This window comes from Mesorhizobium sp. AA23 (genome assembly GCF_001672435.1).
Lineage (GTDB): Bacteria > Pseudomonadota > Alphaproteobacteria > Rhizobiales > Rhizobiaceae > Mesorhizobium.
Genome location: NZ_LYTP01000032.1, coordinates 167,712 through 193,710, shown reverse-complemented (window position 1 = coordinate 193,710; position 25,999 = coordinate 167,712). Strand labels below are relative to the sequence as shown.

The 25,999-nt window shown below is 63.8% G+C and carries 28 protein-coding genes; 8 read left to right on the top strand and 20 right to left on the bottom strand.

Features of this window, described 5'->3' with window-relative positions; translation table 11 throughout:
• Positions 1-43: 43 nt before the first annotated feature.
• The 14 genes from A9K66_RS27635 to A9K66_RS27570 form a co-directional block, all read right to left on the bottom strand.
• Complete coding sequence (locus A9K66_RS27635; protein ID WP_067330049.1) at positions 44-1,264, bottom strand: MFS transporter; 1,221 nt, start codon at positions 1,262-1,264, stop codon at positions 44-46.
• On the bottom strand, positions 1,261-1,755 hold the full coding sequence (gene nusB, locus A9K66_RS27630) for a transcription antitermination factor NusB (protein WP_067000741.1): 495 nt from the start codon (positions 1,753-1,755) through the stop codon (positions 1,261-1,263). The genes A9K66_RS27635 and nusB overlap by 4 nt, the downstream gene beginning before the upstream one ends.
• Complete coding sequence (gene ribH / locus A9K66_RS27625) at positions 1,752-2,246, bottom strand: 6,7-dimethyl-8-ribityllumazine synthase (RefSeq protein ID WP_067000738.1); 495 nt, start codon at positions 2,244-2,246, stop codon at positions 1,752-1,754. The genes nusB and ribH overlap by 4 nt, the downstream gene beginning before the upstream one ends.
• A gap of 427 nt (positions 2,247-2,673) precedes the next feature.
• On the bottom strand, positions 2,674-3,291 hold the full coding sequence (locus A9K66_RS27620) for a riboflavin synthase (protein WP_067330046.1): 618 nt from the start codon (positions 3,289-3,291) through the stop codon (positions 2,674-2,676).
• A gap of 61 nt (positions 3,292-3,352) precedes the next feature.
• Complete coding sequence (ribD, locus tag A9K66_RS27615) at positions 3,353-4,480, bottom strand: bifunctional diaminohydroxyphosphoribosylaminopyrimidine deaminase/5-amino-6-(5-phosphoribosylamino)uracil reductase RibD (RefSeq protein ID WP_067330044.1); 1,128 nt, start codon at positions 4,478-4,480, stop codon at positions 3,353-3,355.
• Positions 4,481-4,482: 2 nt separating this feature from the next.
• Entirely contained in the window at positions 4,483-4,962 is a 480-nt protein-coding gene (gene nrdR, locus A9K66_RS27610) for a transcriptional regulator NrdR (protein WP_059184872.1), read from the bottom strand.
• 216 nt (positions 4,963-5,178) lie between these two features.
• Positions 5,179-5,757 carry a hypothetical protein gene (locus tag A9K66_RS27605; protein ID WP_067330212.1) on the bottom strand — a complete coding sequence of 193 codons (579 nt, stop codon included), beginning with the start codon at positions 5,755-5,757 and terminating at the stop codon, positions 5,179-5,181.
• A gap of 79 nt (positions 5,758-5,836) precedes the next feature.
• A complete protein-coding gene (gene glyA, locus A9K66_RS27600) occupies positions 5,837-7,150 on the bottom strand; it encodes a serine hydroxymethyltransferase (RefSeq protein ID WP_067330041.1) in 1,314 nt (437 codons plus the stop codon).
• Between the two features lie 126 nt (positions 7,151-7,276).
• On the bottom strand, positions 7,277-8,917 hold the full coding sequence (locus tag A9K66_RS27595; protein WP_067330038.1) for a Na+/H+ antiporter: 1,641 nt from the start codon (positions 8,915-8,917) through the stop codon (positions 7,277-7,279).
• Positions 8,918-9,056: 139 nt separating this feature from the next.
• On the bottom strand, positions 9,057-10,310 hold the full coding sequence (locus tag A9K66_RS27590; RefSeq protein ID WP_067000724.1) for a L,D-transpeptidase family protein: 1,254 nt from the start codon (positions 10,308-10,310) through the stop codon (positions 9,057-9,059).
• Between the two features lie 334 nt (positions 10,311-10,644).
• On the bottom strand, positions 10,645-11,097 hold the full coding sequence (locus tag A9K66_RS27585; RefSeq protein WP_067330209.1) for a hypothetical protein: 453 nt from the start codon (positions 11,095-11,097) through the stop codon (positions 10,645-10,647).
• Positions 11,098-11,273: 176 nt separating this feature from the next.
• Positions 11,274-11,789 carry a winged helix DNA-binding protein gene (locus A9K66_RS27580; protein ID WP_067001002.1) on the bottom strand — a complete coding sequence of 172 codons (516 nt, stop codon included), beginning with the start codon at positions 11,787-11,789 and terminating at the stop codon, positions 11,274-11,276.
• Positions 11,790-12,028: 239 nt separating this feature from the next.
• Positions 12,029-12,451 carry a DUF6163 family protein gene (locus A9K66_RS27575; RefSeq protein ID WP_067000719.1) on the bottom strand — a complete coding sequence of 141 codons (423 nt, stop codon included), beginning with the start codon at positions 12,449-12,451 and terminating at the stop codon, positions 12,029-12,031.
• Positions 12,448-13,491, bottom strand: coding sequence for an enoyl-CoA hydratase/isomerase family protein (locus A9K66_RS27570; protein ID WP_067330035.1), 1,044 nt, complete (start codon positions 13,489-13,491; stop codon positions 12,448-12,450). Before A9K66_RS27570 ends, A9K66_RS27575 begins: the two co-directional genes overlap by 4 nt.
• A 167-nt stretch (positions 13,492-13,658) precedes the next feature.
• On the opposite strand from A9K66_RS27570, the gene A9K66_RS27565 reads away from it, so the two are divergent.
• The 3 genes from A9K66_RS27565 (at position 13,659) to A9K66_RS27555 (ending at position 16,479) form a co-directional block, all read left to right on the top strand.
• The gene (locus A9K66_RS27565) at positions 13,659-14,474 is read left to right on the top strand and encodes a DUF2066 domain-containing protein (RefSeq protein WP_067330032.1); all 816 of its coding nucleotides are present in this window, start codon (positions 13,659-13,661) and stop codon (positions 14,472-14,474) included.
• Positions 14,475-14,653: 179 nt separating this feature from the next.
• Positions 14,654-15,685 (top strand): porphobilinogen synthase, encoded by a 1,032-nt coding sequence (gene hemB, locus A9K66_RS27560; protein WP_067330030.1) that lies wholly within the window; start codon positions 14,654-14,656, stop codon positions 15,683-15,685.
• A gap of 146 nt (positions 15,686-15,831) precedes the next feature.
• Positions 15,832-16,479, top strand: a complete 648-nt coding sequence (locus A9K66_RS27555) for a dihydrofolate reductase family protein (protein ID WP_067330027.1) — start codon at positions 15,832-15,834, stop codon at positions 16,477-16,479.
• 42 nt (positions 16,480-16,521) lie between these two features.
• Here A9K66_RS27555 and ppk2 read toward each other — a convergent pair whose 3' ends face one another.
• Positions 16,522-17,442, bottom strand: coding sequence for a polyphosphate kinase 2 (gene ppk2, locus A9K66_RS27550; RefSeq protein WP_067330023.1), 921 nt, complete (start codon positions 17,440-17,442; stop codon positions 16,522-16,524).
• A gap of 265 nt (positions 17,443-17,707) precedes the next feature.
• On the opposite strand from ppk2, the gene A9K66_RS27545 reads away from it, so the two are divergent.
• Positions 17,708-18,751 (top strand): aldo/keto reductase, encoded by a 1,044-nt coding sequence (locus A9K66_RS27545; RefSeq protein WP_067330020.1) that lies wholly within the window; start codon positions 17,708-17,710, stop codon positions 18,749-18,751.
• Positions 18,752-18,790: 39 nt separating this feature from the next.
• On the opposite strand, the gene A9K66_RS27540 is transcribed toward A9K66_RS27545, so the two are convergent.
• Positions 18,791-19,762 carry a glycosyl transferase family 90 gene (locus A9K66_RS27540; RefSeq protein WP_067330017.1) on the bottom strand — a complete coding sequence of 324 codons (972 nt, stop codon included), beginning with the start codon at positions 19,760-19,762 and terminating at the stop codon, positions 18,791-18,793.
• Between the two features lie 114 nt (positions 19,763-19,876).
• Positions 19,877-20,542, bottom strand: a complete 666-nt coding sequence (locus tag A9K66_RS27535; RefSeq protein WP_067330206.1) for a GntR family transcriptional regulator — start codon at positions 20,540-20,542, stop codon at positions 19,877-19,879.
• Positions 20,543-20,660: 118 nt separating this feature from the next.
• Here A9K66_RS27535 and A9K66_RS27530 point away from each other — a divergent pair, with 118 nt between their 5' ends.
• Both A9K66_RS27530 and A9K66_RS27525 read left to right on the top strand, forming a co-directional pair.
• Positions 20,661-21,905, top strand: a complete 1,245-nt coding sequence (locus tag A9K66_RS27530) for a multidrug efflux MFS transporter (protein ID WP_067330014.1) — start codon at positions 20,661-20,663, stop codon at positions 21,903-21,905.
• Between the two features lie 30 nt (positions 21,906-21,935).
• Complete coding sequence (locus A9K66_RS27525; RefSeq protein WP_067330010.1) at positions 21,936-22,310, top strand: DUF423 domain-containing protein; 375 nt, start codon at positions 21,936-21,938, stop codon at positions 22,308-22,310.
• 44 nt (positions 22,311-22,354) lie between these two features.
• Here A9K66_RS27525 and A9K66_RS30890 read toward each other — a convergent pair whose 3' ends face one another.
• Together A9K66_RS30890 and A9K66_RS30885 are read right to left on the bottom strand one after the other, a co-directional pair.
• Positions 22,355-22,492, bottom strand: coding sequence for a hypothetical protein (locus A9K66_RS30890; protein WP_082954113.1), 138 nt, complete (start codon positions 22,490-22,492; stop codon positions 22,355-22,357).
• A 58-nt stretch (positions 22,493-22,550) separates the two neighbouring features.
• Positions 22,551-22,694, bottom strand: coding sequence for a hypothetical protein (locus A9K66_RS30885; protein WP_082954112.1), 144 nt, complete (start codon positions 22,692-22,694; stop codon positions 22,551-22,553).
• A 173-nt stretch (positions 22,695-22,867) separates the two neighbouring features.
• Between A9K66_RS30885 and A9K66_RS27520 the strand changes: the two genes are divergently transcribed.
• Entirely contained in the window at positions 22,868-23,947 is a 1,080-nt protein-coding gene (locus tag A9K66_RS27520; RefSeq protein ID WP_067330006.1) for a substrate-binding domain-containing protein, read from the top strand.
• A 9-nt stretch (positions 23,948-23,956) separates the two neighbouring features.
• Here A9K66_RS27520 and opgC read toward each other — a convergent pair whose 3' ends face one another.
• Positions 23,957-25,129 (bottom strand): OpgC domain-containing protein, encoded by a 1,173-nt coding sequence (gene opgC, locus A9K66_RS27515; protein ID WP_067330202.1) that lies wholly within the window; start codon positions 25,127-25,129, stop codon positions 23,957-23,959.
• Positions 25,130-25,332: 203 nt separating this feature from the next.
• On the opposite strand from opgC, the gene A9K66_RS27510 reads away from it, so the two are divergent.
• On the top strand, positions 25,333-25,995 hold the full coding sequence (locus tag A9K66_RS27510) for an alpha/beta hydrolase (RefSeq protein ID WP_067330003.1): 663 nt from the start codon (positions 25,333-25,335) through the stop codon (positions 25,993-25,995).
• The last annotated feature ends 4 nt before the right edge of the window (positions 25,996-25,999 follow it).

Here is a 25,999-nt window from a genome sequence, read left to right as displayed (position 1 = left end):
GCCGTGCATTTAGATCGATTGCGCGCCGGCAAACGGCGCAATGTCAGTCGGCGCGGCGCAAGCCCGGCAGCTTCAGGTTGCCGAGCGCCAGGAAGCAGAGCACAACGACCGGGAACACGATCCAGTTCAGCATGGTCCAGCCCCAGGCATTGTAGACCGCGCCCGACATCAGCGAGGCGAAGGCGACGGAGCCGAACAGGACGAAGTCGTGGAAGCCCTGCACCTTGCCTTTTTCGGATGGATGGTAGCTCGCGGCGACCATGGCGGTCGCGCCGATGAAACCGAAATTCCAGCCGAGGCCGAGCAGGATCAGCGCGGTCCAGAACTGCCATAGCGCAAGGCCTGAGAGCGCCACCACTGCGCAGGCGATGAGCAGCACCAACCCAATGGCGACGATGCGCTCGGCGCCGAAGCGGTGGATCAGCGAACCGGTGAAGAAGCTCGGCCCGAACATCGCCATAACGTGCCAGGAGATGCCAAGCGTGGCATCGTCGGTCGAAAGACCGCAGCCGACGATGGCGAGCGGCGCGCCGGTCATGACGAAGCTCATCAGCGCATAGCTGCCTACGGCGCAGAACAGCGCCGCGACGAAACGGGGTTGGGTGGCGATCTCGACCAGCGGACGTGCGTCGCTTGCGGCGGCTTCGGCGGCGCTGCTCGTCCGCCTGGACGTATGCAGGAAGGAAAGGATAATCGCGCCTATGGCGGCCAGCACCAGGATGGAGGCGAAGGATCCGGCAAACATCACCGGCGCCAGAAGGTCGCCGGTGTAGATGACGATCTGAGGCCCGAGGATGGCGGTGACGATGCCGCCAGCCAGCACGAAGGAGATGGCGCGCGCCTTGAATTGCGGCGGCGCGTTGTCGGCGGCGGCGAAGCGGAACTGCTGCACGAAGGCGCCGCCGACACCGATCACGCCCAGGCCAAAGGCGAACAGCCAGAAGCTCGCCTGAAAGAGCGCGAGCGTCGCGATCAGCCCGCCGAGGGCAGTGACGATGGTGCCGATCATGAAGCCGCCGCGATGGCCGAGCCGGCGGATGATGGCGGCCGCCGGCAGGGCGCCGAGCGCAACGCCGAGGTTGAAGCCGGTGACCGGCGCCGTCGCCAGAGATTTGTCTTGGCCGAGCAGGTATTGGCCGGCAAGCGCGCCGATCGAAATGGCGATCGGCGCGGCGGAACCGACGATCGCCTGCGCGGCCGCGAGGAGCACTGCCGTGCGGCGCGCTTCCCTGCCGGCGTCAGCGACGACTGCCGTGGCGGTCACGATGCGTCCTTGCCGCGACCCTCGCCACGTACCCGGCGCGAGACACGGTCGAGCAGGGCATTGACCAGCTTCGGCTCGTCTTCCTCGTAGAAGGCCTTGGCGATGTCGACATATTCCGACACGATCACGGCCACCGGCACGTCCTCGCGCTTCATCAGCTCATAGACGCCGGCGCGCAGGATGGCGCGCAGCGTCGAGTCCAGCCGCGACAGCGGCCAGTCGTCGGTCAGCGCCTGGCGGATGATCGGATCGATGGTCTTCTGGTTCTCGACGACGCCGGTCAGGATGGCGCGGAACCATTGCGCGTCGGCCTCGCGATAGAGCGCGCCGTCGACTTCCTTGCCGAGGCGGAAGGCCTCGTATTCGGCGGTGATCTCGAAAACACCGCTGCCGGCCACGTCCATCTGATAGAGCGCCTGGACGGCGGCAAGACGGGCGGCACCGCGCTTGTTGGCGTGGCGCGCCGCACCGGTCTGGGCAGGATCGCTCACGATTGGGCTCCGAATTTCTCTTTGAGCGCGATCATGGTCAGCGCCGCGCGGGCGGCAAAGCCGCCCTTGTCGCCTTCGGTGCGCTTGGCCCGCGTCCAGGCCTGCGCATCATTTTCGGTGGTCAGGATGCCGTTGCCGATCGCGACCGCTTCCTGCACGGAAAGATCCATCAGCGCACGGCTCGATTCATTGGCGACGATGTCGAAATGATAGGTGTCGCCACGGATGATGGTGCCGAGCGCGACGAAGCCGTCATAGTGTACGCCGCCCTCGCCGGCACCGTCCAGCGCGAAGGTGATGACGGCCGGAATTTCGAGCGAGCCAGGAACAGTCACGACGTCATAAGTGGCGCCGGCCTCGTCCAGCGCGCTGGTCGCGCCTTCGAGCAGCGCGTCGGCGAGGTCGTCGTGGAAACGCGCCTCGACGATAAGCAGATGCGCCTTCGCCTGCGGACGAATGAACGCTTTGCCGTGTTGGGATATGCCTGCCATAAACGTCTCCGGGGGGTTGCCGGTGACTTAGGCCGAAGCCGGATCGATCGCAAGCACAAGATTGCCGCCCGACACAGCATCTCCCGACAAGGTCCGGATCCCAAGCCGCGCGATCTTCCGGGGCTTTCTTCAGCTAGCGGGCAAAGCCTCGATGTTCGAGATCGATGCTCGAGGGCCGATCACCCGCTCAAGCTTCAGTCCGACGCCTTCGAACAGGCGGGCATATTGTGCCCGCGTCCGCTCGAGGCCGCCTGTAACCGCCAGCCTGACCACATCGATGAATTTGATCTGATCGGGCTCGTTGTTCTTTGATCACTTAGACGTTGCCAGCCGGGGCGCCGCAGATCGCGTGAGCAGAAGGGAAGCTGAGGCGCCGGCGCGACGCCTCAGCGATCCGCGCCGCCTCCCCGGAACCGGTCGGTTTCGCTCAAAGCCCCTGTTTCGCCGCCTCGGCGAGGCGCGCGGCATACCGGGCCATGGTATCGATCTCGATGTTGACGCGATCGCCAGCCTGGCGCTCGCCCCAGGTAGTGACGCTCAGCGAGTGCTGGATCAGAAGCACATCGAAGCGCGTAGCTTCGACCTTGTTGACGGTAAGCGAGGTGCCGTCGAGCGCGACGGAGCCTTTCGGCGCGATGAACTTCGCCAGGTGACGCGGCGCCTCCAGCGTGAAGCGCACGGCATCGCCCTCTTCCTTGCGCTCCACGATTTCCGCCGTGCCGTCGACATGGCCGGAGACGATATGGCCACCGAGCTCGTCGCCGATCTTCAACGCCCGTTCGAGATTGATCCTGGTGCCCGATTTCCAACCGGATGCAGTCGTCAGCCTGAGCGCCTCTTCCCAGGCCTCGACCTCAAACCAGCGCGCGTTCGAGCCGTTCTCGGGCAGCGCCGTCACGGTCAGGCAGACGCCGCCGCAGGAAATCGAAGCGCCGATCGCGATCGTTTCCGGGTCATAGGCCGTGTCGATGCGCAGGCCGACGCCTTCGCTGAGCGGCTTCACCGAAGCGATACTGCCGACATCCGTAACGATTCCCGTAAACATCAGATCGTGTCTTCCAGTTTAACCATGCTCTTATCCGAAAACCATTTCCCACTTTTTGGGATCATGGTCTTACCCACTCGGCATAGCTGTCCTCGCCGAAGCGCATCTCACGCAATTTGCGGAAACCCGGCGGGATATGCGCAGCGTCGATCGGCGAGGCGATACCATCCTCGCCGATCGCCTCCGGTCCCTGGAACAGGACGATGCGGTCAACGAGGTCTTCCGCCAGGAAGGCCTCGGCTACCTTGGCGCCGCCTTCGACCACCACGCTCGCCATGCCGAGGGCTGCAATATCCTCGAGCAGTTCCGGCAGGGCTACTTCGCTCTCGTAAGTTTCAGTGCCGATGAAGTGCACGCCCGCGCGTTCGAGCGCAGCCCGCCGCTGCGGGTCGGCCTCGGCGCATGCCGCGACATAGAGCGGGACACGATCCACCCCGGAAACGAGCTTCGACGACTCCGGCAGCCGGATCTGGCGATCGAGGATGATGCGAGCCGGGGAGCGGTTCTCCAACCCCGGCAGGCGCACGGTCAGCGCCGGGTCGTCCTCCAGCGCAGTGCCGATGCCGACGAGGATAGCGTCGGCCTCCGCGCGCATAAGATAGACTTCGCGCCTGGCGATCTCACCCGTGATGGCGACCTGGCCGGCGCCTTTCCGGCCGATCTTGCCGTCGCTCGAAAGCGCAAGCTTCAGCGTCACTTCGGGACGTTTCTTCAAAGATCGAATCAGATAGCCGGCCATCTGCTCGGCGGCCTCTGTGGCGAGCACCTTCTCCACGACCTCGATGCCGGCGGCGCGCAGCATGGCGTAACCCTTGCCGGAAACGCGCGGATCGGGATCGCTCGCGGCGCCGACGACGCGCGCAATGCCGGCATTGACCAGCGCGGTGGCGCAAGGCGGCGTGCGGCCGTGATGGGCGCAGGGCTCAAGCGTCACATAGGCGGTGGCGCCGCGGGCCAGTTCGCCGGCCTCGGCCAGCGCCTCGGTCTCGGCGTGCGGCCGGCCGCCGACAGCAGTGACGCCGGTGCCGACGATCATCGGGCCGGCGCCGTCGTCGCGCACGATGATGGTGCCGACGGAAGGATTGGTCGCGGTGCGGCCGGCATTGCGGCGCGACAGCCGGATGGCCGCCGCCATGAAACGGCGATCAAGGGCTGCTTGCTCGGCCCCGCCCAATTGAGCTTTCGCCATGATCAGCCGGCGTCCTCTTCGGTCTTTTCTTCGTCGCCCTTCAGTTCGCCTAGCAACTCGTGGAAATCCTTGGCTTCACGGAAATTGCGATAGACCGAAGCGAAGCGGACATAGGCGACGTCGTCGAGCGATTTCAGCGCCTCCATGACGAGCCGACCGACCTCGCCGGAGGCCACTTCCGTCTCGCCGGAGCTTTCGAGCTGGCGCACGATGCCGGTCACGGCGCGATCGATCCGCTCGGGGTCGACATTGCGCTTGCGCACCGCGATCTCGACCGAGCGCAGCAGCTTGTCGCGGTCGAACGGCACCTTGCGGCCGGATTTCTTGATGACGACGAGATCGCGCAGTTGCACGCGCTCGAAGGTGGTGAAGCGGCCGCCGCAGTCCGGACAGACGCGGCGCCTGCGGATCGCCGCGCCATCCTCGGCGGGACGCGAATCCTTCACCTGCGTATCTTCGGACTGGCAATAGGGGCAGCGCATGGAGAGCCTTGGGTTTGCGATTCAGAGCATGATCCCGAAAAGTTGCAGACTCTTCGGAGAAGATCATGCTTCAAAACAAAATCTTAGAGCGAGATGGCGATTCAAGGAAGCGTCATCTCGCTCTGGTGAACGGAAGGCTTGGAGCCTTTCATTTCTCAGAGATAGCGAGGCGCGAGAAAGATTGCCAGCGCCCTGCCCCTGTCGTGCCCGGTCGGTTCAGGGCGCGACGTCCTTGGTCGGGAATCCGCAGGACGTGCCGAGGTTGCGGTAGGCCTTGGTGAAGCCGTCCATCGGAATGCTGGCGACGGTCTGCTTGCCAAAAACAACATCGAGCGAGGTGACTTTGCGCATGGCGCGCAGCAGAGCGAGACTTGTCTTCGCCTGGTTGTCGACCGTCCAGCTGGGACGACCGCCGACGGCATTCGAATAGACTTTCGCGGAAACCTTGATGCCGGGGTCGCCGAAGGTCGCCGCGATGTCCTTGCCGGTCGGCAGGTCCTTGTTGTCGACGGCGATCATGATGGCGGGATAGGCATCCGGCGGCAGCGCGTCGCCGGTCGAGATCGACAGCGTTAGCGTGCCAGCATTGCCGATGCCGTCGACGAAAGCTGCGGAGGCCGCGCAGGTCTTGTGCGCATCCTGCCCGGTGTCGAGCGTGTCGATGATCGTGGTCCATCTGCCGAAGGTGTTTGTGGCCGGTTCTGGCTGCGCCTGCTCCTGCCCGGCCGCGCCGGACACGGCGAAACCGGCCAGCGAGCCGACCAGGGCCAAGGCGGCAAGATGGAAAATGCGCATCATCAAGTCTCCAGTTCGCGACGCCGCCCAATCAGGACGGCGCACTGCCGGCGGATAAAAGATGACGCGCGGCTTCCGGTCAACCGAGATAAGGATAGAGCGGGAAACGATCCGTCAACGCCGTGACTTTGGCCTTGACCGCAGCCTCGACTGCCGCATTGCCCTCGTCGGAATTCGCCGCCTTCAGCCCGTCCAGCACCTCGGCGATCAGCTTGCCGATCTCGCGGAACTCGGCCTGGCCGAAGCCGCGCGTGGTGCCGGCCGGTGTGCCGAGGCGAACGCCGGAGGTGACGAACGGCTTTTCGGGGTCGAAGGGGATGCCGTTCTTGTTGCAGGTGATGTTGGCGCGGCCGAGAGCCGCCTCGGCGCGCTTGCCGGTGGCGTTTTTCGGGCGCAGGTCGACCAGCATCAGATGGTTGTCGGTGCCGCCCGACACGATGTCGAGGCCGGTTTCCTGCAGGCTCGAAGCCAGCGCCTTGGCGTTGGCGACGATGCTCTCGGCATAGGCTTTGAAGCTCGGCTTCAGCGCCTCGCCGAGCGCCACCGCCTTGGCCGCGACGACATGCATCAGCGGGCCGCCCTGGAGGCCTGGGAAAACCGCCGAGTTCATCTTCTTGGCGATCTCCTCGTCGTTGCACAGGATCATGCCGCCGCGGGGCCCGCGCAGCGACTTGTGCGTCGTCGTGGTCACGACATGCGCATAAGGCAGCGGCGACGGGTGCATACCGCCGGCGACTAGCCCGGCGATATGCGCCATGTCGACCATCAGATAGGCGCCGATCGAATCGGCAATCTCGCGGAAACGCTTCCAGTCCCAGATGCGCGAATAGGCCGTGCCGCCGGCCAGGATCAGCTTCGGCTTCGTCTCATGCGCGGTCTTCTCGATCGCGTCCATGTCGAGCAGGTGGTCGTCCTTGCGCACCCCGTAGGAAACGACCTTGAACCATTTGCCGCTCATGTTGACCGGCGAGCCATGCGTGAGATGGCCGCCGGAGTTCAAATCGAGGCCCATGAACGTGTCGCCGGGCTGCAGAAGCGCCAGGAAGACGGCCTGGTTCATCTGGCTGCCCGAGTTCGGCTGGACATTGGCGAAGTTGCAGCCGAAAAGCTTCTTGGCGCGTTCGATGGCCAGTTCCTCGGCCACGTCGACGAACTGGCAGCCGCCGTAATAGCGCTTGCCCGGATAACCCTCGGCATATTTGTTGGTCATGATCGACCCCTGCGCCTCGAGCACGGCGCGGGACACGATGTTTTCCGAGGCGATCAGTTCGATCTCATGGCGCTGGCGGCCAAGCTCGTTGCGGATGGCGCCGAAAATTTCCGGATCGGCGTCGGCAAGCGTGGTCTCGAAGAAGGATTCGAATTTGTTGGCGGCTGCCGCGGCATTTGACATGGCTTGCTTTCCCTTGGGGCCGGAGGTCTGCGAGGTCGCCGCGCCATTAACACAGTTGTTTGGAGCCCGCCACGTTTGCGGCGCGAAATTTGCTGGCCGGATTGCGCCAAGCAAATCGGCTGAACACTATTTCCGGTCGCGCCGGCTTTTGAGCAGCGCTTCTGTCAAAGTGATCTCGGAAAGCAGCGCCCGCATCGTGTGGTCGTTGATCTGGCGGGTGCGGAACATGGCGCGCACGGCGGCGCGCTCCGCCTCTATGCCGGCGTGCCTGAGCTCAAGCTCCAGCCGCCCGGATTCGCGCGCCTCGGCGCGCGCCTCTTCGGCCTCGTCGGAAGCCGCGATGCGGCGCCGGTAGCCGGCAACGATGCTGTCGGCGACCGCGAGCCGGGCCTCGGCCGCCTCGCCTTCGCCGCCCTCGCTGGCGAGGCTCTCGATCTTGGCGATGGCGGCCTTGGCGGCGCCCGCACGCGCCCGCCGCTCCTCGGCCGCACCCGGATCCTCGCCTGGCTCGACCAGCCCGCGGGCGATCCCCGGCAAAGCAAGGCTGGCGATGACCAGCGAGCAGATGATGACGCCGGCGGCGAGGAAGATCACCACGTCTCGCGCTGGAAAGGGCGAGCCATCCTGCAGAGCGAGCGGCAGCGACAGGATGCCGGCAAGCGTGATCGCGCCGCGCACACCGGCCACCGATCCGGCAAGCCTGACGCGGAAACCAAAGGGCTCTGCCTTGCGCTTGCCGAGCCGCGCGGCGATCATCGATGCCATGTCGCCGATCCAGATCCAGAGGAAGCGCAGGCCGATCACGCAGAGCGTCAAAATGAGCACGGTCAGCACCGGCTCGAACAGCCAGTGCCGGCTGGTGAGCTCCGGCGGGACCCTGCGGATGATGTCAGGAAGCTGCAGGCCGAGCAGGATGAAGAGAGCGCCGTTGAAGACGAAGGTCAGCATCGACCATAGCGACATCGCCTGAATCCGCGCCGAGACCGAGAGATGGCGGAAAATGCCGGAGGTGCCCGTAACCAGGCCGGCGGTGACCGCGGCCAGAATGCCGGAAGCGCCGACATGCTCGGCAATGAGATAGGCGACGAAGGGCAGCAGAACCATCACCAGCACCTGCGCCCCCGCCGGCGTGCCGCCGATGCGGCCAAGCACCTGCAGCGCCTTGGCGGCGACGAACAACGCCGCAATGCCCGCGAGGATGCCGGCCGCCACGGCGTAAAGAAAGCTCAACGAGGCGGCGGCGAACGAAAAACTGCCGGTCAGCGCCGCCGCAACGGCAAAGCGGAACATGACCAGGCCGGAGGCATCATTGAGCAGGGATTCGCCTTCCAATATGTGCATCAGCCGAGCCGGAACGACATTGCGGTCGACAATCGAGGACACGGCAACGGCATCGGTCGGTGACAGCACGGCGGCTAAAGCGAACGCAACCGCCAGCGGGATGGTTGGCACCAGCCAGTGCAGAGCATACCCGAAGCCGACGATGGTGAAGAAGACAAGTCCGACGGCGAGATCGAGGATCGGCCGGCGCAGCTCGATCAGCTCCCGTTTCGGCGCCGCGAAGGCATCACCGAACAGAAGCGGCGGAATGAACACCAGCAGAAAGAGTTCCGAATCGATCTCGACATGCAGTCCCTTGGCCGGCCAGGCAAGCGCGGCGCCGATCGCAATCTGCAGCACGGGGAGCGGCACCCGCACCAGCCGCACGAGAGCGCCGGAAAGCGCCACGAAAGCAAGCACGACGAGAATGAAGACGGCGACGTCCATGATGCTATTCCAGCTGCTCGCGTTTTAAGTCTCACTTTTCGACGCATGTCGCTCTGCCAAAACCGCTGCGCACTGTTTGGGGACATGCAAACAAAAAAGCCGCTCCAAGAGCGGCCTTTTCTTGATTTATATCAATCGGTTACAGAGCAGAAGTAATCTGCAGCTCGCTGTTGCCGTCGAGGCCGTAAATGTCGTCGCGGAACTGCACGACGCCGGGTCCGGTCGACCATGCCGACAGGTACAGGAAGTGGACCGGCACCGGGTTGACCACCTGAACCGGCGTATTCTCGCCAGTCTTGATCGCCGCCTCGAAATGCTGGCGATCCCAGCCGGGCGTATCACGCAGGATCCAGGTGACGAGGTCGCGCACATTCTGGACGCGCACGCAGCCGGAAGAGTCGAAGCGCATCAGCTTGCCGAACAGGCTCTGCTGCGGCGTGTCGTGCATGTAGACGCCGTCCGGGCTCGGGAAATTGATCTTGACCGAGGCCATGGCGTTGCCGGCGCCGGGATCCTGGCGGAAGCGGTACTTGGCGGCATCGTCCGTCGACCAGTCGACGGTCATCGGATCGACCTCGCTGCCGTCAGGCGCGAACAGCCGGATGTGGCTGTCCTTGAGGTAGTTCGGGTCCTTCCGCATCAGCGGAATGATGTCCTTGCGCACGATCGAAACCGGCGCGTTCCAGTAAGGATTGACGATGATCTCGTTGATCTTGGAATTCACGATCGGCGTCTGGCGGTCGATCTTGCCGACGATCGCGGTGTGGCGCAGCACGACGCGGTCGTTCTCGACGGCTTCCACCTGCGCGGCCGGAATATCGACCAGCACATAGCGGTCGCCAAGCGTGCCCGCCTTTTCGCGCAGCCGCTGCAGATTGGTCTGCAGCTGGCCAAGCCGGATCGGCGCCGGCACGTTCATCGCCGAATAAGTGTATTTGCCCATGGAGCCGTCGGCCGGCAGGCCGTGACGGAGCTGGAAGCGCTTGACCGCCGAGTCGACATAGGAATCGAACGCCGTCGAAATGCCGGCGCTCTGCGACAGGTCGCCCGAGACCATCAGCCGCTTGCGCAGCGGCACGACATCCGGATCGTCGACGCCGAGCTGCAATTTCTTGGTTGCCGGAACCTGTTCCCAGCCGCCCTGGCCGACAATGCCCTGGTACTGCGCCACCGCCTGCTCGGTGAAGGCTACGGTCTGCAGGCTGAAGATCGGCAGCGTCGAGGCAACCTTGCCGGTCTCGCTTGCACGGGCGTCGAACTGGTCGTCCCAATTGCCGCGGGTCGAGGATTTCAGAATGTCGCCGATCACATCCTGCGCGCTGGCATGGCCGGCGACGACGGCGGCGGCGAGCGCAGAGGCTCCGGTCAGGAAGAAACGGCGGCTGGTTCTCATGGATGTTCCAGACATTTTAGCTATATCTAATCTCGCTCAGTTCGCTCTACTGGCGGGTTGCCCGCACTCTAGGGTCGGCAATCTTAACAATTAGCCAACCATGACTTGCGTCAGCAGGGCGTGAAAACGTAGGACCACGACACCTGCTCCAGGAAGCGCAGGGCCTCGGCCCGCAGCATCACCCGCATTCTCGCTTTCACTGCGATTATGGCGGCAACGTGACCTTGGCCCGCGATTTGCATCCGGCAAGATGATCAAAAAATGGGACCGAGGCATTTTGGCATCGCCGATAGCGGCGGGTTCACAGGATGCCCGCCGTCATCCTCGGTTTGCCCTATTTCACCCGGTTCGGGCAGAGGGCTTTGAACTGCTCCAGCGTGTAGTCGTAGCCCGAGGCCCCCGAGCCATCGAGCACCACGTTCTCGTCGGTGTCGGTGATCTGATAATCCGTCTCGCTTCCGGCGGGGCTGCGCCCCTGGAACAGCATGTTGGCGCCGTAAAAGGTGGTGAATTTTCCGCTCTTGCAGTCCGCTGTGATCTCCAGATGCAAGGGCGTTTTCATTTCCTTAGCGATGCAATCCTCGGTCACCTTACCGACATAGTCGCGGCAGTATCCGATGGCGTTCTGCCTCGTATGTTTGGTCAGGATGCTGGCATGCGAGGTGTTGATGCCGGATTTCTTGACGACCGTAACCTCCATTCCGGCCTTGGAGCCATAACCGAGAGTCCGGGCAGCGGCCGGTGAAACAAGGATCACAGCGCAAATCGCAAGCAGGATATGACGCATGAGGCCCTCCTCTTTTGCCTGCAGAGCTTCCACGCGCGCTGCTCGGCGGTCAAGCGCCCTGCTGCAGCGCGCTTTCGCAAAAGAAAAGAACCGGCACCTGTCGGCACCGGCCCTGATTGCTTCCTCCGGCCGCGCTTCTTCGGCGCGACTTCGATCGTCTCAGATTTCGAATCCGCTTACATCCGGTAAGCGATCGTGTCGTTCCAGAAGCGATCCAGACGCTGGAGCGCGCGGTTCATCTGCTTGAACTCGTCGGTGTTGATGCCGCCCACGGCCTCGATCGAGCCGACATGGCGCTCGTAGAGGCCGGCGACGACCTCGGCCACCTCGTTGCCCTTCGGCGTCAGCGAGACGCGGACCGAGCGGCGGTCGATGCGCGAGCGCTGGTGGTTGATGAAGCCGAGGTCGACCAGCTTCTTCAGATTGTAGGAGACGTTCGAGCCGAGATAATAACCGCGCGAGCGCAGCTCGCCGGCGGTCAGCTCCGAATTGCCGATGTTGAAGAGCAAAAGCGCCTGGATGGCGTTGATGTCGGAGCGGCCGTTGCGGTCGAACTCGTCCTTGATCACGTCAAGCAGACGGCGATGCAGACGCTCCACCAGCTGCAGCGATTCCATGTACAGCGAACGGATCGCCTCGCGGCGATCGTCGGAAACGTTGGCGGTCTTCGCCGCCGGACGCGAATTGATCATTGTCTTTGCCTCTCGTTTGTCGCCCGGTGATTTTTTGTTCTTCACCTTGATCGCGACACTATCGAATACTCATAAAATTCGACTTAAACGCCAGGGCTAACAAGAGCTTACCGGTAAGAGGTTTCGAAAGAGGCTTAACGAACGGTCATACGAGCAAGAACAATTAACCTAAAGATTTAGCCAAGGGTTTTGGGGCAGTCGCCGACCCCGTATCTAGGTTCCTTACGCCGCCCGGCAAGCTATTGCCTGAGCTGGCGCTTCTGCAGCCAGATGACCACGCGGAAGACGATGTAGAGCAGCGCCACGCAGGCATGTGAGACGACGATCAGGATCCGATGTCCGAAGAGATTGGGAAAGCCGGCATACATGACGGTCTCGGTCGCCGCGCAGATGAACCAGATCACCGGCCCCCAAGAGGCAAGCATCCAAAGGCCCGCGGCGGCGAAAGGAAAGAAGACGGCAAGCGTGGCCGCGGCCACCTGCCAGTGCACCGGCATCAGGTCGAAGCGCCAGAGCTCGCCCGGATAGATGCCGATCAGCCGGACCCAGTAGAGGACACCGAACAGCAGGCAGTAGCCGGCAATGACCCGCTGGAACCAGGCGAAGATGATCTCGGTGGTCGAGGGCTGCAGCACCACGCGCCTGGAGGTGACCTCGCTCACAGCTCCAGCTCCCCGGCCCCGAGCGGCGCGAAATACGCGTCGACATCGGCCGCGCTCACCGCATCGAGGCTGGCGGGCCGCCATTCCGGCTTCGAACCCTTGTCGATGATGGCGGCGCGGATGCCTTCATAAAAGTCGTGGCCGGCCAGCATGCGGTTGAGGATGCGGAACTCCATCTTCATGCACTCGTCCATCGACAGCGTCGACCCGGCGCTGATCTCGCGCCAGGCGACGTTGAGGCTGGTCGGCGAACGCGTCCTGATCGTCGCCAGCGTCTTGGCGGCGAAAGCGTCGGTGGCGGATGCTCGTTCCAGGCTGGCGACGATAGCGGCGAGCGAGGGTTGCGAAAAATGGCGGGCGATCGATTCCAGATCCTGCCGCTCGGTCTCGCGTCTTGCGGGTGTGAAGAAATCGCGCAACTCCGCGTTCGCGTCGCCGCTTGTCGCCAGCTCGTCAAGAAGCCCCGCCTGGTCCTCGGCCTTGATCGTGTGGGTGGCGAGGCCCGACCACAGGGCATCACCATAGCGGATGCGGTTTCCCGTCAGCCCCAGATACATGCCGAAGCTGCCGCCGAGATCGGGCAGCAAATGGCTGGCGCCAACATCGGGGAAGAAGCCGATGCCGACTTCCGGCATGGCGAATTGCGCGTTCTCGGTCAGCACGCGGTGCGAGCCGTGGAAGGAAATGCCGACCCCGCCGCCCATGACGATGCCGTCGATCAGCGCGACATAGGGTTTCCTGAAGCGGGCGATGCGGGCATTGAGACGATACTCGTCGGCGAAGAAGTCGACCGGCGGCTTGCCGGCGCGGCCCGCCTCGTAAATGTGCAGAATATCGCCACCGGCGGAAAACGCCCTGCCCTCAGCCTTGACGACGACGACGGCGACGCCGGCATCGCCCTCCCAGGCGTCAAGCGCCTTGCCAAGCGCCTTGACCATGCGATGGGTGACGGCATTGAGCGCCTGCGGCCGCGTCAGTGTGACGACGCCCGCCTTGCCTAGACGCTCGAAGCGAATCTCGTCGCCTCCGCCAAAATCCATCGCCAGAGAATCCTCCTCTCCGCCCTTCCAGGGGGATTGAAGTGCTAAAGGCGGCATAAGGATGCGTCAATGGCGGCAACGCCGCGCTGGCGGCCAGCCGCTTCCGGTGTTAGGTAACCGGCAAAGTGTCGCGCGTAGGCGGCGCGACAGATTTCGAGCTAATCGACATGGCTGGGGTTTCTCGTCTCGTTGCTGGATTGGCAGGTCTCCTCTTTCTGGGAGTTGCGCCGGCCGCCGCCGAGGCAGCCTCTGAACTCTACCTGGCGCAGACGATCGTCACCGGCACCGGCGAGGCTAATCGCGAGATCGGCTTCAAGGATTGTCTGGACAAGGTGCTGGTCAAGGTTTCAGGCGATCAGCGGCTGACGCAGAAGCCGGAGATGCTGGCGCTGCGCAATAAGGCGGCCGACTTTGTCCAATCCTTCCGCTACCGCGACCGGCTGGAAGGCGTTCCGATCCATGACGAGCAAGGCACGCATGACCGGCCGCACGATCTCACCTGCCTCTACAAGCCCACCGTCGTCGACAAGCTCCTGGCGCAGCTCGGCAGCAAGCCATGGCACGGCGAGCGGCCGCTGATTGCCGTCTTCATAACGGCCGAGCAAGGGGCGCAACATTTCGTGCTGACGGCCGACGAGGATCGCGGCCAGTCAATGCGCGAATCCTTTGCCAACGCGACGGCGCCGCTCTCGGTGTATGTCAGCTTTCCAAAGGCTGACCAGCTCGCCGGCCTCGACGACAAGGCGCTGCGCACTGCCGATATGGCAAAGCTCGACCAGCTCGCCCGGCAGGCGGGTGCCGACCGGGCGCTCGCCGGCAGCATCGTGTGGAACGACAAGGAATTGGGCTGGATCGCCGACTGGCGGCTGGCCGAACACGGCAAGACCTATCAATGGCAGGTGCGCGGCGTCAGCTTCGACGAGGCTTTTCGCGTGGCTGTGAAGGGCGCGGCACAGATTCTGTCGGGGAATGGACAGCCGTAAACGTCGGCTGCCCTTCATCCGCCTGCCGGCACCTTCTCCCCGTCAAGGGAGAAGGGAAGTGCTCCAGCGCCGGCGATCCCCTCTCCTCGTTCTTCGCGGAAGCAACTGGCACAATCGTGTCGCATTGGTCAGCGGCAGGGGCGCATGGTAAAAGCCGGGACGACAACAGAGTTCTGGCGATGAACAAGTTTACCCCCGCAAAGCCTGCCGGCGCCCGCAGCGTCGACGAGATCACAGGCAGCCGCAGGCTGCGGCGCATGCGCAAGGCCGACTGGTCGCGCCGGCTGGTGCAGGAAAACCAGCTCTCGGTGAACGATCTGATCTGGCCGATCTTCGTCGTCGACGGCAAAAATGTGCGCGAGCCGATCGCCGCCATGCCGGACGTCTACCGCCTGTCGGTCGACCTCGCGGTGAAGGAAGCGGAGCGCGCCGCCAAGCTCGGCATCCCGGCGATCGCGACTTTCCCCAACATCGAGCTTTCGCTGCGCGACCAGACGGGCTCGCATATCCTCGATCCCGACAATGTCATCAACCGGGCCACCCGCGCCATCAAGGACGCGGTGCCGGAGATCGGCATCATTACCGACGCGGCGCTCGATCCATTCACCAGCCATGGCCATGACGGCATCCTGCGCGACGGCATCATCGTCAATGACGAAACCGTCGAGCAGGTCACGGCCGCGGCCGTCATCCAGGCAGCCGCCGGCGCGGACATCATCGCGCCGTCCGACATGATGGACGGCCGCATCGGCGCGATCCGCGACGCGCTGGACGCCAACGGCTTCCAGGACGTGGCGATCATGTCCTATGCGACGAAATTCGCCTCGGCCTTCTACGGCCCCTATCGCGAGGCAGTCGGCACCGCCGGCCTGCTCAAGGGCGACAAGAAGACCTATTATATCGACCACGCGAATTCCGATGAAGCCGTGCGCGAGGCCGAGCAGGATCTGGCCGAAGGCGCCGACATGCTGATGGTGAAGCCTGGGCTGCCCTATCTCGACATCATCCGCCGGCTGAAGGACGAGTTTCAGATGCCGACCTTCGCCTACCAGGTGTCGGGCGAATATTCGATGATCAAGGCGGCCAGCGCCAATGGCTGGATCGACGGCGAAAAGGCGATGCTGGAATCGCTTCTCGCGCTCAAGCGAGCCGGCTGCGACGGTGTCCTCACCTATTTCGCGCCGACCGTTGCGGAGATGCTGAGGGGCTAGGCCCAGGCGCAATTTTAAATTCTCGCCGCGTCACCTGGGCGCCGCCCGACGAGTTGATCGCTCGCCGGAAAATTCCGCTTGCATAATGCAATCAGTTAAGCTACTCCATGACTGCTTGCAAAATGCAACTAGTTCACGAGGCGATCATGTCAAAGCTGCGCGTCAACGCTTTCACCCTGTCGCTGGACGGTTACGGCGCCGGCCCCGATCAGACTCTCGAAAGCCCGCTCGGCGTCGGCGGCGAAGGACTGCATAAATGGATGATCGGCACGCGCACCTTTCGTGAGATGGTGATCGGCAAAGACGGCGGCACCACCGGCAGCGACGACAGCTTCGCCGCGCGCAGTTTTGAGAATGTCGGCGCCTGGATCCTTGGCCGCAACATGTTCGGGCCGGTCCGCGGCGAATGGCCGGACGAGAGCTGGAAAGGCTGGTGGGGCGACAACCCGCCCTATCACGTGCCGGTCTTCGTGCTCACCCATCACAAGCGGGCGCCGATCTTAATGGAAGGCGGCACGACGTTTTACTTCGTCACCGACGGCATCCATTCGGCGCTCGAACAGGCGAAGACGGCCGCCAAGGACAAGGATGTGCGGGTCGGCGGCGGCGTCGCCACGATCCGGCAATATCTGAAGGAAAGCCTGATCGACGAGATGCATCTCGCGATCTCGCCGATCCTGCTCGGCTCCGGCGAGCATCTTTTCGCCGGGCTGGACATGCCGAAGCTCGGCTACCGCTGCACCAGCCAGGTCGCGACCGCCGACGCGACGCATGTGATGATCGGGCGCGCGTAAGCTAGGCTCCCCCTTCTCCCTCTGTGGGAGATGGGGAAGTGCTCAATACTTCGACGGCACATAAAGCTCGCGCGGCAGCACCTGGCGCTCGTAGGCCGGGTTGAAGACGCGCTCCGGCAGCGTGATCTCCTCATGCGGCACGTCTTCGTAAGGCATTTGCTGCAGCAGGTGATCGATGCAGTTCAGTCGGGCCCGCTTCTTGTCGTTGCCTTCGACAATGAACCACGGCGCTTCCTTGATGTTGGTACGGGCGAAGGTCTCTTCCTTGGCTTTGGTGTATTGTTCCCAGCGCACGCGCGACTGCAGGTCCATCGGCGACAGCTTCCACTGCTTCATCGGATCGTGGATGCGCATCAAAAAGCGCATCTGCTGCTCCTCGTCGGTAATCGAGAACCAGTATTTCACCAGCGTGATGCCGGAGCGCACCAGCATGCGTTCGAATTCCGGCACGTCGCGGAAAAACTCTTCGACCTGATCCGCATTGGCAAAGCCCATCACCTGCTCGACGCCCGATCGGTTGTACCAGGAGCGGTCGAACAGCACGATCTCGCCGCCCGCCGGCAGATGCGGCACGTAGCGCTGGAAATACCATTGCGATCTTTCACGCTCGGTCGGCGCCGGCAGCGCGACGACGCGGCAGATGCGCGGATTGAGGCGCTGGGTGATGCGCTTGATGACGCCGCCCTTGCCGGCCGAGTCGCGTCCCTCGAAGATCACCACCAGCTTCTTCTTGTGGTAGGCAACCCAGGACTGCAGCTTGATGAGCTCCGACTGCAGACGCAGCAGCTCGCGGAAATAGGTCGTCCGCTCGATGGAGGGCGGATGCGACTTCTTGTAGATCCTGGCGATCTCGAGCGAGAGCGCGGGCTCGGAAATCTCCAGCTCATAGTCCTCGTCGAGCGTGTCCTCGAGTTCGGCTTCCAGCCAGTCCTTGGCTCCGGAATTCGTCTTGACCTCGTTCATTGCGCAGCTCCTGCCTGTCAGCCACTTTCGCCTCGGATGCGCTCCGGCCGCGGCCGGAAACACAACTCCGTAAGCCGACTGAGATACAGACGCGCAATGACGGTTTTATTGCGAGCAGGAGCCGGCAACGCTGGACCAGCCGATATGTGATCGGCCCGTATCGATGGCGGGGCGACAAGCCGCCCGAATTGTCCTACAAATACTTTCGCCTCTTCCCGGCGCCCGCGACGGCGCGCCTCTTCAAAACAAATCGCAAGGACCTGACATGGAATACCGCACGCTTGGCCGTTCCGGCCTGAAGGTTTCGACATTGACCCTTGGCACGATGACCTTCGGCGGGACGGGCCCGTTCGCCGCCGTCGGCAAATCCGATCTCTCGGAGGCGAGCCGCATCATCGATACCTGCATCGATGCCGGCATCAATCTCATCGACACCGCCAACGTGTATTCGAACGGCCTGTCGGAGGAGATCGTCGGCGAGGCGCTCGGCGGCAAGCGCAAGAACGATGTGCTCATCGCCTCCAAGGCGCGCATGCGGATCGGAAACGGCCCCAACGACGAAGGCCTGTCGCGCCATCACCTGATCCGGGAATGCGAGCGGAGCCTGAAGCGGCTCAAGACCGACGTCATCGACATCTATTTCCTGCATGAGTGGGATGGGGTCACGCCGCTGGAGGAAACGATCGCTGCGCTCGACACTTTGGTCAGCCAGGGCAAGATCCGTTATGTCGGCTGTTCCAATTATTCGGGCTGGCAGGTGATGAAGGCGCTCTCGATCAGCGACAGCCATCATCAGCCGCGCTTCGTCACGCAGCAGATCCACTACACGCTGGAAGCGCGCGAGGCGGAGTACGAGTTGCTGCCGATCTCGGTCGACCAGGGTCTTGGCGTGCTGGTGTGGAGCCCGCTGGCCGGCGGCCTGCTGTCGGGCAAATACCGTCGCGACAGCCCGACGGCCCGCCAGCTTGGCGGCTGGTCCGAACCGCCGATCCGGGACGAGGGAAGGTTGTGGCGGATCGTCGACGTTCTGGTCGAAATCGGCAAGGCGCGCGGCGTTTCGGCGGCACAGGTGGCGCTTGCCTGGCTGCTCGGCCGCCCGGCCGTTTCTTCGCTGGTGATCGGCGCCCGCAACGAAGCCCAACTCAAGGACAACCTCGCCGCGGCCAGCCTGACGCTGTCCCTGGACGAGCGCCTGCGCCTCGACGACGTCAGCCGCCCGCCGGTGCTTTATCCCTACTGGCACCAGCAGCTCACCGCCAAGAACCGGTTCGGCCCCGCCGACCTGGTGCTCGACCGCAGCGATATCTAAGAATCCGCGCCGTGCTCCGCGCCCGAAAACGCGCGGAGGTCAGCCGGCGATAAAACGCCAGACCTCCGGGTCGGGTTCGATCTGGCCGCTGAGCACGAAATATTTGTAGAGGACGAGCAGCGATACCGCCCGCTCGTCCTTTTCGTTGCTGAACCGGCGGCAATAGGCGTTGGCCGCCGTTATGATGCGTTGGGCTTCCGCCGGGTGTTTTTCGAAATAGGCGATCTTGTCGGCGACGTCCGAAAAATCCGACGCCAGAGGCACGTAGTGAACATCGGCCTCGAGCTCAGCCTCGGCGAACCAGGTTTCGTAGGTCGGCGGCGGCATCAGGCAGAGCGAATTCGAGCTCATGATCCACTTGAGGTTCGTCGCCACGTCATTGCCTTCGAGCGAGACGATGTAGCGGAACTGCCGCTGCTGCGCGATCGTGAGATACGGCTTGCGATAGTTCTCCGGGGCGCTTGGCTTGGGCGAGCCGGCATCGCAAGACGGCAGGTCGCGCACGGCATCGACGAACCGTTTGCGGATCGGATTGTTGAAATGACCGCGCCAGACCGCCATCGGGCGCTTGTCGGCGAAGGACAGATTGTCCTTTGGCATGTTGAAATGGCGGAACTTGTCGAGCTTCATGATCACGGCGTTGCCGTTGTCGTTGCGGATCGGGCGATCCTTGACGATTGATGGCACCGCCGGAACGTCGACGACGTCGCCGAACTCGAGATCGATGAGCAGGTGGCGATCGAAGTAGCGGGCGAACTCCTTCAGGTCGTAATAGTACATGCTCCCGAACTTGGGTATTTGACTGGCGGGCACCGCCGCCGCGCTCGGCACGAAGCTATGGTCGAGCCGGTTGTAGTAGTTGACCCGATCACGGACCGTTTTGCTGGAGAGCCGTGCCTGCTCCAGCCGGCGCGCAAGCCGCTGGCGAAAGAGAGCCTGCGGCGCCACATCGCGGGTGATGTTGCGTATGAAATAAAATACCCGCGCTGCGGTGCGTAAGGGCGAGGCCATGCGTCCGTCGTTTAAAGATGTCCGTCGCCTCCTACAGCATTGTGCCGAACATCTTGCAAGCCCGCCCAAGCTGACGAACTTGTTGAAGTTCTAATATTCGACGATGGCCGAAGATCAGCCACCGACGACAGCAAAGCCCCTGGCGCGCAGGCCGCGCCGCTCGTCATGCAGCGAAGTCACCAGGCGGTCGCGGCTGCCGGCGATGTGGGCCGAGAGCAGCCGTGCCGCCTTTTCGGCGTCACCCTTTCGCACGGCAGCCAGGATGGCGTGGTGCTCGGCCCAGGCGCGGCCAAGCGCCGCCTCGTCGCGCACTTCCAGCCAACGCGCGCGGGAGAGCCTGGTCATTGCATCGCGGACTCCCCTAAGCAGGAATTCGTTGCCGGAAAGCCTGGCCAGCTCGATGTGAAAATCCAGACCAACGCGGTGCCATTCCTCGCGCGGCGTACCGGCGTCGCAGGAATCGAGCATCGCCGCGATCACCTCGATCCCGCTGCGATCTTCCAGCGACGCCGTCAACCGCACCGCCGCCACCTCGACCGCCTCGCGGTAGACGGCGATCTGGCCGAGCTCGGCGAGATTGATCGGCGCCACCGTCCAGCCGCGGCCGTCACGAGCGATCAGCCCTTCGGTCTCGAGGCGCAGCAGCGCCGCCCTGACCGGGGTGCGGGAGGCGCCGAAGCGGCTTTCGATCCAACGCTCGGTCAGCCGCTCGCCCGGGCCGATCTCGAGCCCGAGGATCATTTCGCGAAGCTGCCTTTCGACATTCTGCATTTGCGACATTGTCGTTCCGCTCTTCGGCACCGCATTGACAGCGGCGGGGTTGAGGTTCATGACGGATACCGATTTGGTATCCCAAAATGGTATCCGGAACAATCCCGGATAACCAAGCAGGCATGACATGGCAGAAAATAGCACCCAGAGCGGCTACAATATCCATTGGCGAGGCAATCTCGCCGTCTGCTTCGCCGGCTCGTTCAGCACGCTGATTGCCATGACGCTGCTGTTGCCGTTCCTGCCGCTTTATGTCGAACAGCTGGGTGCCGAAGGGCACGCGGCAATCGTGCAATGGTCAGGAGTTGCTTACGGTGCCACCTTCTTTGCCGCGGCGCTGGTCGCCCCTCTGTGGGGGCGGCTCGGCGACCGTTACGGCCGCAAGCTGATGCTGGTGCGCGCCTCGTTCGGCATGGCGATCTGCATGTCGCTGACCGGTATGGTCGAAAGCATCTGGCAATTGGTGTTGCTGAGGCTCCTGATCGGCTTTGCCGGCGGCTACTCCTCGGGCTCGACGATATTGGTGGCGATGCAGACGCCAAAGGAGCGCTCCGGCTGGGCGCTCGGCGTGCTGTCGGCCGGCATCACGGCCGGCTCGCTGGTCGGACCGCTGCTCGGTGGCATGCTGCCGCCGCTGATCGGCATCCGCGCCACCTTCCTGTTGTCGGGCGCTGTCATTTTTCTCGCTTTTCTGGCCACGACTTTCCTGATCAAGGAAAACCCGCCGGCTCCCAAACCTGTCTCGTCGGCAAAGCCGAAGAGCGGCTGGGCACAGATCCCCGACAAGCGTCCGGTCGTCGCGATGCTGACGACCGGCTTGCTGCTCGCCTTTGCAACCATGTCGATCGAGCCGATCATCACGGTCTATGTGCAGCAGCTCGTCGTGGACCAGAGCAAGGTGACGATGGTCGCGGGCGTGGTGATGTCGGCGGCCGCGCTTGGAACCATCATGTCCTCGTCGTGGCTGGGCAAGCTTGCCGATCGGGTCGGCCACTGGAACGTGGTCGTCGGCGCGCTCGCGATTTCTGCGCTGCTGCTTGTCCCGCAAGCTTTCGTCACCGACGGCTGGCAGCTGATCGGGTTGCGCTTCCTGATGGGGCTGGCGCTGGGCGGCCTCCTGCCCTGCATCACCAGCGTCATCCGTCACAACATCCCCGACGGCGTCGGCGGCAATGTGCTCGGACTATCGATCTCGGCGCAGTATGTCGGCCAGGTCGCGGGACCGCTCGCCGGAGGCTTCGTCGGCGGCCATTTCGGCATGCGGGCGGTGTTCTTGGGCACATCGGTGCTGATGGCGCTGGGGGCGGTCTATAACTGGATTGTCCAGACGCGGCGCGCACGGCATATGCTGCTCGAGGCCGGCGAATCCTGAGCCGCGCGCGATCGAAAACGGAGCATCGAAATGAGTCTTGCCGGGCAACCATCAGACGGCGGCAGCCGCATCCTCGTGCTGGCAGGCGGTCTCGTCGGCGCGGCAGGGGTGGCGCTGTCGGCGGCGGCCGCGCATGGCGGCGGCGCCTTCACCGGCACGTCCTCATCCTTCCTGCTGATGCATGCGCCGGTCTTCCTCGCCATCGGCCTTATCGGCGGCAGCCGGTATCTCAGGATCGCAAGCCTGGCGCTGCTTGTCGGCCTGCTGCTGTTCTCGGGCGATCTTCTCGCCCGGGATTTCCTCGGTTCGCGGCTGTTTCCGATGTCGGCGCCGATCGGCGGCACGCTGCTTATCGTCGGCTGGCTGGCGATTGCGATCTCGGCGCAGTGGCGCCCAGGGTCCTAGATCCGCCTTGCCATTGCTGAGGCTCGTCGGAAAATGGGCCGCGACTACCGCCTTCCCCGACGCAGCCGCCGCTTGCGCGACGCCGGCTCCGCCGCGCGCCGCCGTTCCGGCCGGTCGGTTGGCCGCGAAATGCCCCAGTAGTTGCGATAGATGTCCTCGAAGAGATGGCTGATGGGATGCATGACTTACTTCCTTGAATTGAATCGATCCAATAGACCGACGCGAAAAAGACGGGCTGCTTCAGGCGCGCTTGCGCTCCACGATGAAGCGGGGCTGACGCTTCCACGGGCCTGTCTTGCCGCGGCGCCGCTCACTCTGCTCGGCCGAAGCAATGCCCCAATCGTTGCGGTAGACGTCCTCGAACAAAAAGTTGACCGGATGCACGGCACCCTCCTTCTCGAATCTTGCTTCATGTCAGAGACTTGGATCGATTCAAATCATAACCCCTGCACCGCCGTAGTCAAGCGAAAATTTGAATCGATCCAATAAAAGTAGTAAGTGGACCGTCAGACATTCCGCGTCCATGTTCGCCATGCGACCGGATTCGGAGAACAGACATGGCATCACTTATCGAAGGCCAGGCACGCCCCATCCGGCTGGCGGATATTGCCAAGGCGGCGGGCGTCTCGCATGGGACGGCCTCCAATGTCTTCAGTCGCCCGGAGGTCGTGCGCGCCGAGCTGCGCGAGCGGGTCAGGGCGGTGGCGGAGGCGATGGGTTACGCCGGGCCTGATCCGAAAGGCCGCCTGCTGCGCGCCGGCAAGGTCAATGCCATCGGCGTCGGCACGACCGAGCCCCTTTCCTACTTCTTCGAGGATCCCTTCGCCCGCGTCATGATGGCGGGCATTTCCGAGGCCTGCGACGCCACCGGCGCCGGGATCGCATTGGTTTCGGCGGCCAACCAGGAGAAGCTCGCCTGGAACATCCAGAGCGCGCTGGTCGACGGTTTCATCCTGTTCTGCATCGAAGGTGGCTCGCGTCTCGTCGAGCTGACGCGCGAACGCAGGCTGCCCTTCGTGGCGTTGGAGCTCGGCTTTCACGACGAGACGATCTCGGCGATCGGCGTCGACAACATCGCCGGCGGACGGCTCGCCGCGCGGCATCTTGCCGAACTCGGACATCGCCGTTTCGCCGTGCTGTCGCTTACTCTCGGTGATGACCGCACCGGCTTCGTCACACCCGAAATGGTCCGCTCGGCCGTCTACACGGGAACGCGCGACCGTCTGGCCGGCTATTTCGAGGAACTGTCCGGCTTCGGTGTCGACACGAAGAGCATCCCGGTCTTCGAGACCGAGAACGAGCAAAGGAGCACCTGGGCGGGGCTCGAAGCGATCTTTGCCGGCGGCGAGCGGCCGACCGCCATCCTGGCAATGTCGGACAGGATGGCCATGATCGCCATCGACTGGCTGACTGCGCGCGGTCTGAAAGTGCCGGAAGACGTTTCCGTTGTCGGCTTCGACGGCGTGCCCGACGGCGCGCTCTGCGACCCGCCGCTGACCACGATCGCGCAGCCGATCACCGAGATCGGCCGGCGGGCCGCGCGCATGATCCTCGACTATGACGGCGCCGTGCGGCGCGAGACGATGGGCGTTGAGCTCGTCGTCAGGGCCTCGACGGGCCCTGCTCCCATATCCTAGAACCACATCTCAATATCCGCCGACCCGCGCCGGCATGGGCGGCGCAGCGAACCCGGTGCGCGCCGGCTCCGCACGCGCCGGTTTGATGCGGGTCGGGCCGAGACCGGCGAGCCATTCGAGATAGAGCGCCAGTGCGAACTGCATGGCGATGCCGGCAGCGATCAGCAACGTGTCATAGGCGAGGCCGCCCGGATTGATCAGCTTGAGCACCTGAGCGGCCATGGCAATCAGCGTGCCGGCAACGAAGACGGGCAGCGAACGCTTGCCGAGGATCGCCAGCGGATTGTCGGGCTTGGCGCGGAAAAGGTTCGATACGGCCGGCAGGGCGACTACCAGATAGCTGACGGCCAAGATATGCAGCAGCCGCGGCAGCGACAGGAAGGTCTTGTCGAAGCCGCCGATCACCACCGGCAGATTGAACCAGGTGATCTGCCCCCAGAGTGGGCTGTGCACCCAGATCGCCGCGCCCACCACATAGACGCCGGCGAAACCCACCAGCCACCGGTTTACGGGGATGGTGCCGCCGCGCTTGATATGCAGCATGGCGGCAAGGCCGATGTTGAACAGAAACTGCCAGGACAGCGGGTTCAAGAACCAGAGACCCGGCTCGGGATAATTCGGCGGAGCGATCTGCCAGATGCCGGCGACCAGCCACAGCAGCCCGGACACGGTCAGTGCCGCCACGGGCCTGTAGCTGACGAACAGAACGAAGGCCGGCGCCGCCAGAAGCAGCGCCGCATAGACCGGCAGGATGTTGTTGTAGCCGAGCTGATGGCCGAGGGTGACGATGCCGAAAAGCACCTCCGGCGTGTCCTTCATCAGCGGCTCGATGTTGATCATCTTCAACAGCTCCGGGCGGTGGGCGAACACGGCCGTGGCGGAAAACAGGGCGATCACCAGCATGGTGATGACGATGTGGGTGACGTAGAGCACGCCGGCGCGCCGCCACATCTTGAGGGTCGCCAGCAGCCTGCCCCCCGGCTTGAACTTGGTGCCATAGGCGAGCGCCACCGAGATGCCGGAGATCAAAACGAAGGCCTCTGCCGCATCGGAAAAGCCGAGGTTCTTGTAGGTCAGGTTTTCGAAGACGGTACCCGGCACGTGGTCGACGAAAATGGTGAGCAAGGCGAGCGCGCGCAGCACATCGATACGCGTATCGCGTTGAGAAACGGGGATGGTCATCGACAAAAGGCCTCAGAGCTGGTGTTTCATGTCCAGCAATGCGACCCCCGACGCACCGCTTCGATTCCTCCCGTTCGGGAGTGTATCGGCGCAGAAACGGCCCGAAATGCGCCAGGTTCAATCAACTTTCGCGGAGCTTGAAAACATTCCGTTTTGAAGCCGGCAAATCAGCGAAATCACCGTAGAATCAAAAGGATCTGATCATGTCCGAACATGACAGCAAAAACAGCGAGCTGCAGCGTGATCTGCCCTTTTCCTATCGTCTGATCAGACCGGAAAATGCGAGCGGCGAATGCCTTTTCGTGCTGCATGGATCGGGCGTGGACGAAGCGACACTTTTGCCGCTGGCGAGGCGGATCGCGCCGCGCGCGGTGGTTGTCGCAGCACGCGGCCGCATCCGCCAGGAGGACGGTTTTCGCTGGTTCGAACGAATCACGCCGACCAGCTTCGAGCAGTCGAGTATCCGCGCGGAGACGGCCGCTTTCGCCCAATTCGCAGTGGAAGCCGCACGGCTCCACGAGCTTGATCTCACCCGCGCGACCTTCCTGGGTTACTCAAACGGCGCCAATCTGGTTTCCACGCTGATGCTGCTTCATCCCGGCCTGGTCAGGCAGGCGGCGCTGCTCAGGGCGATGCCGGTGCTCGACGATGCGCCGGCGACGAACCTTGCCGGAACGCGGGTGCTGATCATCGCCGGCGCGGCCGACCAGACCTACGGCCCGTTCGCGCCAGCCTTGGTGACGCTCTTCAGCCAGCGCCGTGCCGAGGTCGATGCGCGCATCGTCGCCTCCGGCCATGAGTTCGGCGAAGCGGATGCCGCGATCGCCCGGCAGTGGCTTGCCGCGACCTCGACGCCGGCCGCCTGACGAG

Coding starts and splice junctions, on each gene's coding strand:
- ribH (WP_067000738.1), bottom strand. CDS start 2,246: ATGGCAGGCATATCCCAACACGGCAAAGCGTTCATTCGTCCGCAGGCG.
- A9K66_RS27620 (WP_067330046.1), bottom strand. CDS start 3,291: ATGTTTACGGGAATCGTTACGGATGTCGGCAGTATCGCTTCGGTGAAG.
- ribD (WP_067330044.1), bottom strand. CDS start 4,480: ATGGCGAAAGCTCAATTGGGCGGGGCCGAGCAAGCAGCCCTTGATCGC.
- nrdR (WP_059184872.1), bottom strand. CDS start 4,962: ATGCGCTGCCCCTATTGCCAGTCCGAAGATACGCAGGTGAAGGATTCG.
- A9K66_RS27605 (WP_067330212.1), bottom strand. CDS start 5,757: ATGCGCATTTTCCATCTTGCCGCCTTGGCCCTGGTCGGCTCGCTGGCC.
- glyA (WP_067330041.1), bottom strand. CDS start 7,150: ATGTCAAATGCCGCGGCAGCCGCCAACAAATTCGAATCCTTCTTCGAG.
- A9K66_RS27595 (WP_067330038.1), bottom strand. CDS start 8,917: ATGGACGTCGCCGTCTTCATTCTCGTCGTGCTTGCTTTCGTGGCGCTT.
- A9K66_RS27590 (WP_067000724.1), bottom strand. CDS start 10,310: ATGAGAACCAGCCGCCGTTTCTTCCTGACCGGAGCCTCTGCGCTCGCC.
- A9K66_RS27585 (WP_067330209.1), bottom strand. CDS start 11,097: ATGCGTCATATCCTGCTTGCGATTTGCGCTGTGATCCTTGTTTCACCG.
- A9K66_RS27580 (WP_067001002.1), bottom strand. CDS start 11,789: ATGATCAATTCGCGTCCGGCGGCGAAGACCGCCAACGTTTCCGACGAT.
- A9K66_RS27570 (WP_067330035.1), bottom strand. CDS start 13,491: ATGGATTTTGGCGGAGGCGACGAGATTCGCTTCGAGCGTCTAGGCAAG.
- A9K66_RS27565 (WP_067330032.1), top strand. CDS start 13,659: ATGGCTGGGGTTTCTCGTCTCGTTGCTGGATTGGCAGGTCTCCTCTTT.
- hemB (WP_067330030.1), top strand. CDS start 14,654: ATGAACAAGTTTACCCCCGCAAAGCCTGCCGGCGCCCGCAGCGTCGAC.
- A9K66_RS27555 (WP_067330027.1), top strand. CDS start 15,832: ATGTCAAAGCTGCGCGTCAACGCTTTCACCCTGTCGCTGGACGGTTAC.
- ppk2 (WP_067330023.1), bottom strand. CDS start 17,442: ATGAACGAGGTCAAGACGAATTCCGGAGCCAAGGACTGGCTGGAAGCC.
- A9K66_RS27545 (WP_067330020.1), top strand. CDS start 17,708: ATGGAATACCGCACGCTTGGCCGTTCCGGCCTGAAGGTTTCGACATTG.
- A9K66_RS27540 (WP_067330017.1), bottom strand. CDS start 19,762: ATGGCCTCGCCCTTACGCACCGCAGCGCGGGTATTTTATTTCATACGC.
- A9K66_RS27535 (WP_067330206.1), bottom strand. CDS start 20,542: ATGTCGCAAATGCAGAATGTCGAAAGGCAGCTTCGCGAAATGATCCTC.
- A9K66_RS27530 (WP_067330014.1), top strand. CDS start 20,661: ATGGCAGAAAATAGCACCCAGAGCGGCTACAATATCCATTGGCGAGGC.
- A9K66_RS27525 (WP_067330010.1), top strand. CDS start 21,936: ATGAGTCTTGCCGGGCAACCATCAGACGGCGGCAGCCGCATCCTCGTG.
- A9K66_RS30890 (WP_082954113.1), bottom strand. CDS start 22,492: ATGCATCCCATCAGCCATCTCTTCGAGGACATCTATCGCAACTACTGG.
- A9K66_RS27520 (WP_067330006.1), top strand. CDS start 22,868: ATGGCATCACTTATCGAAGGCCAGGCACGCCCCATCCGGCTGGCGGAT.
- opgC (WP_067330202.1), bottom strand. CDS start 25,129: ATGACCATCCCCGTTTCTCAACGCGATACGCGTATCGATGTGCTGCGC.
- A9K66_RS27510 (WP_067330003.1), top strand. CDS start 25,333: ATGTCCGAACATGACAGCAAAAACAGCGAGCTGCAGCGTGATCTGCCC.